8 protein-coding genes and 1 pseudogene are annotated in these 9166 nt (G+C 70.8%); 7 read left to right on the top strand and 2 right to left on the bottom strand.

What is annotated here, in order from left to right; genetic code table 11:
- From INE98_RS00410 to INE98_RS00435, 6 genes are all read left to right on the top strand, one after another.
- The coding region (locus INE98_RS00410) for an MFS transporter (RefSeq protein WP_293535753.1) at positions 1 to 564 on the top strand (564 nt) is incomplete at its 5' end.
- Between the two features lie 121 nt (positions 565 to 685).
- Positions 686 to 886, top strand: a complete 201-nt coding sequence (gene rpmI / locus INE98_RS00415) for a 50S ribosomal protein L35 (protein WP_110449249.1) — start codon at positions 686 to 688, stop codon at positions 884 to 886.
- A gap of 16 nt (positions 887 to 902) precedes the next feature.
- A complete protein-coding gene (rplT, locus tag INE98_RS00420; protein WP_110449248.1) occupies positions 903 to 1259 on the top strand; it encodes a 50S ribosomal protein L20 in 357 nt (118 codons plus the stop codon).
- A 121-nt stretch (positions 1260 to 1380) separates the two neighbouring features.
- Positions 1381 to 2490 (top strand): phenylalanine--tRNA ligase subunit alpha, encoded by a 1110-nt coding sequence (gene pheS / locus INE98_RS00425; protein WP_293535754.1) that lies wholly within the window; start codon positions 1381 to 1383, stop codon positions 2488 to 2490.
- Positions 2491 to 2500: 10 nt separating this feature from the next.
- Entirely contained in the window at positions 2501 to 4873 is a 2373-nt protein-coding gene (pheT, locus tag INE98_RS00430) for a phenylalanine--tRNA ligase subunit beta (protein ID WP_293535755.1), read from the top strand.
- 177 nt (positions 4874 to 5050) lie between these two features.
- Complete coding sequence (locus tag INE98_RS00435; RefSeq protein ID WP_293535756.1) at positions 5051 to 6550, top strand: NAD(P)/FAD-dependent oxidoreductase; 1500 nt, start codon at positions 5051 to 5053, stop codon at positions 6548 to 6550.
- A gap of 18 nt (positions 6551 to 6568) precedes the next feature.
- On the opposite strand, the gene INE98_RS00440 is transcribed toward INE98_RS00435, so the two are convergent.
- Positions 6569 to 6781, bottom strand: coding sequence for a hypothetical protein (locus INE98_RS00440; protein WP_293519781.1), 213 nt, complete (start codon positions 6779 to 6781; stop codon positions 6569 to 6571).
- An 83-nt stretch (positions 6782 to 6864) separates the two neighbouring features.
- Between INE98_RS00440 and INE98_RS00445 the strand changes: the two genes are divergently transcribed.
- Entirely contained in the window at positions 6865 to 8181 is a 1317-nt protein-coding gene (locus INE98_RS00445) for a tetratricopeptide repeat protein (RefSeq protein WP_293535757.1), read from the top strand.
- On the opposite strand, the pseudogene INE98_RS00450 reads toward INE98_RS00445, so the two are convergent.
- A pseudogene (locus INE98_RS00450) lies at positions 8171 to 9166 on the bottom strand (acetyl-CoA acetyltransferase); the annotation flags it as partial. The gene INE98_RS00445 and the pseudogene INE98_RS00450 overlap by 11 nt on opposite strands.

The raw sequence follows: 9166 nt of genomic DNA on the forward strand, positions 1-9166 counted from the left end.
CCGGTCCTCGGCCGCCTGATGCTGCTGTCCTTCATCGTCGGGTTCGCCTTCACCGGCATCGAGTCGATCTTCGGCCTCTGGGCCAATGAGCGGTTCGGGTGGACGCCCCGGGAGATCGGGGTCTGCTTCGCCTTCGTGGGCGTGGCGGCGGCGATCTCGCAGATGTTCCTGACCGGCCCGTTGTCGGAAAGGTTCGGCGAGGGGCGAATGCTGGCGGTGGGCATGAGTCTCACCGTCCTTGGCTCCGGCCTGCTGGTGGTCTCGCCAGGGTCCGCCGCAACCATCGCCCTGATGTGCGTGACCGCCGTGGGCCAGTCCGTCGCCTTCCCCAATGTGGCGTCGATGATCTCACGCACCGCCGACCCTCACCGGCAGGGCCAGATCCAGGGGGTGAACAACGCCTGCGGCGCCCTCTCCAGGGTGGCGGGGCCGTTCTCGGCCGGCCTGGTGTTCCCGCTGAACATCAACGCACCCTTCCTGCTGGGCGCCGCGCTGGTGGTGCCGGCCATCTTCCTGGCGCTCTCGGCGAGCCGCCTGGCGCCCCGACCCCGGAGTGAGGTCTGAGGGCTTGCCCCACTTCCCCTTTTCGCGTACTCACCCGCCCCTTCGGAGTCGCCTGGCCAAAGGCATGCCAGGGCGGCTCATCAATACGCCAGAGGACGGGGCCGGAAGGTTCCGACGTGAAATGCCGAAACTGAAGACCAAGTCGGGGGCGAAGAAGCGCTTCAAGCTCACCGCCACCGGCAAGCTCAAGGCCGGGGTGGCGGGCAAGCGCCACCGCCTCATCAGCCACAACGCCAAGTACATCCGCCAGAACCGGGGCACGAAGGTGATGACCGAGGCCGACGCCAAGATCATCCGCATCTTCCTGCCCTACGGCCTTTGATCGGAGGACCTGACGCATGGCACGTGTAAAGAGGGGCGTCACCGCCCACGCCCGCCACAAGAAGGTTCTTGAGAAGGCCGCCGGCTTCTATGGCCGCCGCAAGAACACCATCCGCGCCGCCAAGGCCGCGGTCGACAAGGCCGGCCAGTACGCCTACCGCGACCGCAAGGTGCGCAAGCGCAGCTTCCGGTCCCTGTGGATCCAGCGGATCAACGCCGCGGCCCGCCTGGAAGGCATGACCTACGCCCGATTTATCCACGGCCTTGAACTGGCCGGGGTCCAGATGGACCGCAAGGTGCTGGCGGACATCGCCGGCAACGATCCGGTCGGCTTCAAGGCCATCGCCGACAAGGTTCGCGCCGCCCTGGCCTGACGCCCGGAGCCCCATGGCTCTGCTGCATTCAGAAGCCCCCCGGCGCGTCCGGGGGGCTTTTTGCTTGCGCCCTCCCGTCTCCGCCCTCACGTCCCGCCCCTCTCGCCGCCGAGCAAGGCTCATGACCGACATCGCCGAACTGGAAAGCAATAACCTGACCCGGATCGACGGGGCCGCCGACCTGGCCGCCCTGGACGAGGCGCGCGTCGCCATCCTGGGCAAGTCGGGGAACGTCACCCTGCTGGCCCGCACCCTGGGCTCGGTGAGCCTGGAGGAACGCAAGGTCCTCGGCCCCCAGATCAACCAAATGCGCGACCGGCTGGCCGCCCGCATCGAGGCCCGCAAGGCCGAGCTGGAGGCGGCGGAGCTCGAGGCGCAGCTCGCCGCCAGCCGCGTGGACCTGTCCCTGCCCGCCCCGCCCCGCCGCCGGGGGGGCGTGCACCCGACCATGCAGGTTATGGACGAGCTGGTCGCCGTCTTCGCCGACATGGGCTTCGGCGTCGCCGAGGGGCCTGACATCGAGACCGACTTCAACAACTTCACGGCCCTGAACTTCCCGCCCAAGCACCCGGCGCGGGAGATGCACGACACCTTCTTCCTGCCGCCGGACGCCAACGGTGATCGCAAGGTCCTGCGCACCCACACCTCGCCCGTCCAGGTGCGGGTCATGCACAGGACGAACGAGAAGCTGCCGGGCTGGATCGCCAGCGGCCAGGAGCCGCCGATCCGCGTCATCGTGCCGGGCCGGACCTTCCGCCAGGAGTCCGACCGGACCCACACCCCCATGTTCCACCAGATCGAGGGCCTGGTGATCGACAAGGGCATTCACATGGGCCACCTGAAGTGGACCCTGGAGACCTTCATCGCCCGGTTCTTCGAGACCGACCGGGTGACCACACGGTTCCGCCCCCACCACTTCCCCTTCACCGAGCCCTCGGCCGAGATAGACGTGAAGTGTGACCGCTCCGGCGGCGAGGTGCGGATCGGCGAGGGCGAGGACTGGCTGGAGATCCTGGGCTGCGGGATGGTGCATCCCAACGTCCTGCGGAACTGCGGCCTCGATCCCGATGTCTGGCAGGGCTTCGCCTTCGGCTGCGGCGTCGACCGGCTGGGGGTGCTGAAGTACGGCATGCCCGACCTGCGCGACATGTTCGCCGCCGATGTCCGCTGGCTGGCCCACTACGGCTTCTCCGCCTTCGCCGCCCCTAATCCCGCCTCGGGCCTGAGCTAGGAGACCTGAGATGAAGTTCACCCTTTCCTGGCTCCGCGAGCATCTCGACACCTCCGCCTCGGTCGCCGAGGTCGTCGAGGCCATGACCATGGCCGGCCTGGAGGTCGAGCACGTGGACGACCCCGGCGCGCGCCTGGCGGCCTTTTCGGTCGCGCGCATCGTCGAGGCCGTCCAGCATCCCAACGCCGACCGGCTGCGGGTCTGCCAGGTCGATACGGTCGACGGCCGCAAGGAAATCGTCTGCGGGGCGCCCAACGCCCGGGCCGGCCTGACCACAATCTACGCCCCCATCGGCGCCTGCATCCCGGCCAACGGCCTGGTGCTGGAGGCCCGGCCTGTGCGCGGCGTCGTGTCCAACGGCATGCTGTGCTCGGCCGCCGAACTCCAGACCGCTGAAGAGTCCGACGGCATCCTGGAGCTGGACGCCGGCCTTGCGGTCGGGACGCCCGCCGCTGTCGCCCTGGGCCTCGAGGCGGTGATCGACTTCGAGGTGACGCCGAACCGGCCCGACTGGCTTGGCGTGGACGGCGTCGCCCGGGACCTGGCCGCCGCCGGCCTGGGCCGGCTGAAGACCCCCGCCATCACCCCCGTGGCCGGGGGCTTCCCCTGCCCGGTCCAGATCCGGCTGGACGACAGCGGCGCCTGCCCGGCCTTCGCCGGACGCCTGATCCGGGGCGTCCGCAATGGGCCCTCGCCAGACTGGCTCCAGAGGAAGCTGCTCTCCATCGGCCTGAGGCCCATCAGCGCCCTGGTGGACATCACCAATCTGATCACCTTCGACCGGGCCCGGCCCCTGCACGTCTACGATGCGGCCAGGCTGTCCGGAGGCTGGATCGAGGCCCGGCTGGGCCGCGAGGGCGAGCGCGTCGAGGCCCTGGACGGCAAGACCTACGCCGCCGGCCCGGAGACCTGCGTCATCGCCGACGCCTCGGGCGCCATCGGCCTGGGCGGGGTGATGGGCGGAGCCTCCACCGGCTGCTCGGAGACCACCACGGACGTCTTCATCGAGAGCGCCTGGTTCGACCCCATCCGGATCGCCCAGACAGGCCGGACCCTGGGGATCGCCTCCGACGCCCAGTACAGGTTCGCCCGCGGGGTGGACCCCGAGAGCCTGCTGCCCGGCCTGGAGCTCGCCACCCGGCTCATCCTGGACATCTGCGGCGGCGAGCCATCCGAGGCGGTGCTGGCGGGCCAGGCCCCCGCGCCGCCCGCGCCCTTCGCCTTCGACCGGGGCTATGTCGAGGCCCTGTCCGGCCTGTCCATCGGACGCGAGCGCATTGACGGCATCCTTTCAGCCCTCGGCTTCGGACTCGACGGCGAGACGGTGGCCCCGCCCTCCTGGCGGCGGGACGTGGAGGGCAAGGCCGACCTGGTCGAGGAAGTGGCGCGGATCGCCGGCTATGGCGCCCTGCCCTCCACCCCCCTGCCGCCGGCGCGGCCTGCGCCCGGAGGCGTCCTGACCGTCCGCCAGTCCCGGATGCGGACCGCGCGCCGGGCCCTGGCCGCCTTTGGCTACGCCGAGGCCGTGACCTCGAGCTTCATGAAGCGGGCGACCGCCGAGACGTTCGGCGGCGGCGCCCCGGAGCTGGTCCTGTCGAACCCGATCGCCGCGGACCTGGACTGCATGCGGCCCTCCATCCTGCCCAACCTCATCGAGGCCGTCGGCCGCAATACCCGGCGCGGCTATCCCGACGCCGCCCTGTTCGAGATCGGGCCCATCTACCGGGGCGACCAGCCCGGCGACCAGTCGACGGTGATCGCCGCCGTCGTCTCGCCTCATCCCGCCCGGCGCTGGGACGGCCGTGACGTCGACGCCCTGTTCGCCCTCAAGGGCGACCTTGAGGCCCTGCTCGGCGAAATCGGCGCGCCGGCCCTGCAAATGGTGCAGGGCGACTCCTCCCCCTGGTGGAGTCCCGGCCGCTCGGCCCGGCTCCAGCTGGGCCCTAAGACGGTGATCGCCGAGTTCGGCGAGATCCATCCCGCGGTCCTGAAGGCGCAGGACGTGGACGGACCGGTCCTCGGTTTCGAACTTCACCTTGACCTCCTGCCTGAGCCCAAGCGCCGGGAGGTGAAGACCCGGCCGGCCTTCCAGCCCTCGCCGCTGATGCCGTTGTCGCGCGACTTCGCCTTCCTTCTGCCGGAGGACGCGCCGGCGGGCGACCTGGTCCGCCCCATCCTCGCCGCCGACAAGGCCCTGATCACCGAGGCCCGCATCTTCGACGTCTACCAGGGCCCCGGCGTGCCGGAGGGCTTCAAGTCCGTGGCCGTCGAGGTGCGCATCCAGCCCCGGGAGCAGACCCTGACGGAGGCCGACATCGAGACCCTCTCCGCCCGGATCGTCGGCGCCGCCGAAAAGGCCTGCGGGGCCCGCCTCAGAAGCTGAGGCCGGCGGCCCGATTGATTCTGGTCAATGAGGCCAGCGCGGCGCGGGCCAAACTGCCCCTTGCGTCCCCGAATCTGATCCTGTCCCCTCCCCCCATATGGACAGGAGTCCCGGACCGGAGGCGATCCCGCGCCCTGCAGGTAGGCAGGCGACCGGGCAGGAGAGGTGAGGATGAACATGAGCGCGACGGAAACCCTGAGCCGTACTGGGGCCAAGACCGAGCATTTCGACGTCCTGATCGTCGGGGCCGGCATCTCCGGGATCGGCGGCGCCTACCACCTGAAGACCCAGACCCCCGGGACCAGCTACGTCATCCTCGAGACCCAGGAGACCTTCGGGGGCACCTGGAATACGCACAAGTACCCGGGCATCCGCTCGGACAGCGACCTCTACACCTTCGGCTACCGCTTCAAGCCCTGGGTCAACGCCCCAATCGCCTCCGCCGAGGAGATCCTGAAGTACATGGGCGAGGTGATCGAGGAGAACGACATCGGCCGGCACATCCGCTACCGGCACAAGATCCTGAAGACCGCCTGGTCCAGCCTGGACAACACCTGGACGGTGGAGGCGGTGCGCCTCGACACCGACGAGACGGTGACCTTCACCTGCAACTTCCTGTGGATGTGCCAGGGCTACTATCGCCACGACGTGGGCTACACCCCAGACTGGGAGGGGATGGAAGACTACAGGGGCCAGGTCATCCACCCCCAGAACTGGCCCAAGGACATCGACCTGGCCGGCAAGAAGGTCCTGCTGATCGGTTCCGGCGCCACCGCGGCGACCCTTGTGCCCGCCATCGCCGGCAAGTGCGCCCACGTCACCATGCTGCAGCGCTCGCCGACCTACTTCATCCCGGGCCGGAACGCCAACGAGCTGGCCGACATCCTGCGCCAGCTGGAGATCGACGAGACCTGGATCCACGAGATCGTCCGCCGCAAGATCCTGTTCGACGGCGGCGAGTTCACCCGTCGCTCCTTCGAGGAGCCGGAGGTGGTGCGGAACGAACTGCTGTCAGGCGTGCGCGCCTTCCTGGGCGAGGAGGCGGTGCAGGAACACTTCACGCCCAAGTACCGCCCGTGGAGCCAGCGGATCGCCTTCGTCCCGGACGGCGACCTCTTCAAGGCGGTGATCGAGGGCCACGCCAGCGTGGTGACCGACGAGATCGACCGCTTCGTGCCGGAAGGCGTGAAGCTGAAGTCCGGCAAGGTGATCGAGGCCGACATCGTCGTCACCGCCACGGGCTTCCACCTCAGCGTCCTGGGCGACATCGCGATGACCGTGGACGGCAAGCCGGTCGACATGTCGAAGACCGTGACCTACCGCGGCATGATGTTCACCGGCGTGCCGAACCTGGTCTGGGTGTTCGGCTATTTCCGCGCCAGCTGGACCCTGCGGGTGGACCTGCTGGGCGACTTCGTCTGCCGCCTCCTCAACCACATGAAGACAAAGGGCGTGAAGCGGGTGACGGCCGAGCTCCGGCCCGAGGACAAGGACATGACCCTCGGCCCCTGGATGGACCCGGAGGACTTCAACCCGGGCTACCTGCAGCGCGGCGGCCACCTGCTGCCCAAGGCGGGGAACAAGCCCGAGTGGCGCCACAGCCAGGACTACTGGCGCGAGAAGGACGAGCTGCCGAAGATCGACCTGGACGACCCGATCTTCCGGTACGGGAACTGAGGCGGGAGGGCGCGGGCATCAGTTGAGGGTCGCGCCGCCCGTCCCCCCGGCCTGCAGCACGGCGACGCAGGCGATGATGTCATCCCAGTCGGCGAGGCCCTTGCGGTCGCCCAGGGCGGCGAACTCCGCCGCGCGCAGGGTGGCGATCACCTCGGCGTCCTCGCCGTACTGGGCGATGAGGGCCTCGGCGGCGGCGCGGGTCTGTTCGGAGAAGGCGGGGCCTTCGGGCATGACGTTCCCTTGAGCAGCGGTGCGGCAAGCTCTGGACCGGCGCGCGGCGCGTGGCAAGATCGGGACTTGAGGGGGACCCGCGCATGAAGGACCGGTTCGGACTGGAAACCCGGGGAACCCCCCGGGCGGTGGCCGCCCTGGAGCAGGCGCTGGAGGCGCTCTTCGCCATGCGGCCCGAGGCCATGGGCTTCCTCAAGACCGCCGCCTCCGACCCCGAGTGCGCCCTGGGTCGGATGCTGGGCGCCTATCTGGGCCTGATGTCCTCCGAGCGGGGCCCCGGCGGCGCCGGCGTGGCGCGGAGGGGCCAGATCGCGCCGGCGGATGACCGCGAGGCGGCGCACCTCTCGGTGATCCGGGCCTGGGCGGCGGGGGACTGGGCGGGGGCGAGCCGGCGGCTGGACGACCTGCTTGAGGCCTGGCCGGCCGATCCCATCGCCCTGAACGCCGGCCACCAGCTGGACTTCTTCATGGGCGACGCCGAGCGCCTGCGCAGCCGGCCGACCGAGGCCCTGCAGGCCTGGGACCCTGGCGATCCGGCCTATCCCTACCTGTCGGGCATGCAGGCCTTCGGGCTGGAGGAGCTGGGCGACTATCCGGCCGCCGAGGCCGCCGCACGGCGGGCGCTGGACGGCGCGCCCCGGGATGTCTGGGCCCAGCACGCCCTGGTTCACGCCCTGGAGATGCAGGGCCGCTCGCAGGCGGGGCTCGACCTGCTGGAGGCCCGCCGAGCGGACTGGGCGCACGACCACTTCCTGAAGGTCCACACCTCCTGGCACGCGGCCCTCTTCGCCCTGGAGACCGACGGGGCCGAGCGGGCCCTCGCCCTGCACGACGCGGCGGTCTGGGACGGAGGACCCGATCCCCTGGCCATGACCCTGATCGATTCGGCGGGCCTGCTCTGGCGGCTGAAGCTCGACGGGGTGGAGGCGGGCGGGCGCTGGGACCGGCTGTCGGAGGAATGGGCCCTGAGGGACGAGGGCGCCTGGTACGCCTTCAACGACCTGCACGCCGTGCTGGCCCACTGCGGGGCGGGGCGGCTGGAGCGGGCCCGGGCGCTTGTGGACCGGATGGCGGCGGCGGCGGCCAACCCGGACCCGGCCGCGACCAACGCCCAGGCCCTGAGGTCCGCGGGGCTCCCGGCGGCGCGGGGGGTGCTGGCCTTCGCGGAGGGCGACTTCGCGGCCTGCGTGGCCTGGCTGGCGCCGGTGCGACGTCTCCTGTCGGTGTTCGGCGGCAGCCACGCCCAGCGCGACGCCTGGCAGAGGACCCTGCTGGTCGCGGCCCTGCGGAGCGGCCAGGCGGGCTTCGCCCGGGTGCTGGTCGAGGAACGCCTCGCCGAGCGGCCGGAGAGCCCCTGGAGCCAGGCGCGCCTGGCCGAGGTGGACGCCCTCAGTCGATGAAGGTGAAGCGATTGAAGCCCTCGGCGTCGGTCTCCAGGCGGACCCGGCGGCCGATGGGCTCGCGGGCGGCCAGCTCGGCGAAGGCGGCCTCCGAGGCCTGGTTGGCGGCGGCGCGGCGGCCGTCCGGCAGGCGGGCGATGACCACGATGGCCGGCCCCGAGCGGGTCGTCGTGGTGGTGTAGGTCTCCACCGTCGCCTCGCCCGTCGCCGTGTCGACCTCAAGGCCAGGGACCGGATCGTAGGGGATCTTGGCCCGGCGGGCCTCGGGCCGGCTCCAGTCGGCGGGCGTCGTGGAATAGACCCCGGCGGAGTACTTCGAGAGCATGCCGCCATTGGCGCCGATGAAACCGAACGCCCCCGGCCGCGCGCGCAGGGCCGGGACGACCTCGGCGATGGCGTGCATGGAGTAGTTGTTCCCCGCACCGCCGAAATAGGGCAGGCCGCCGGTCAGGGTGAGGCCGCGCGGGTCGTCCGGCGCGATGCCCAGGCCGTCGGTCATGTTGAACACGGCGATGGGGAAGCAGGAGTAGAAGTCGAAGACCGCCATGTCGTCGACGGTCTTGCCGGCGAGCTCAAGCGCCCTGCGGCCGGCGGCGATGGCGGAGGGGCTGGCCGACAGGTCCGGCCGCTCCATGATGGTCAGCTCGTTGGAGTCCCCTTGGCCGTGCAGGTAGACGAACTTGCTTTCCGGCACGCCGAGGGCGCGCGCGACGCCCACCGAGGTCAGGATGACGGCGGCGGCCTGGTTCACCTGGTCCCGGGCCACCAGCATCCGGGTGAAGGGATCGGCGACGATGCGGTTCTTGTCGCTGACGGCGACCAGCTCCTCCGCCGTCTTCTCCAAGGGCGAGGCCGAGTAGGGGTTGGCGGCGGCCACCCGGGTGAAGGGGGCAAAGAGCTCGCCCATCTTGCGGGCGTAGGTCGGCCGGTCGAGGCCCAGGCGGGCCCGCCGGGCGTTCTCGAACAGGGCGTAGGCGGGAATGGC

This window comes from Phenylobacterium sp., assembly GCF_020253645.1.
Classification (GTDB): domain Bacteria; phylum Pseudomonadota; class Alphaproteobacteria; order Caulobacterales; family Caulobacteraceae; genus Phenylobacterium.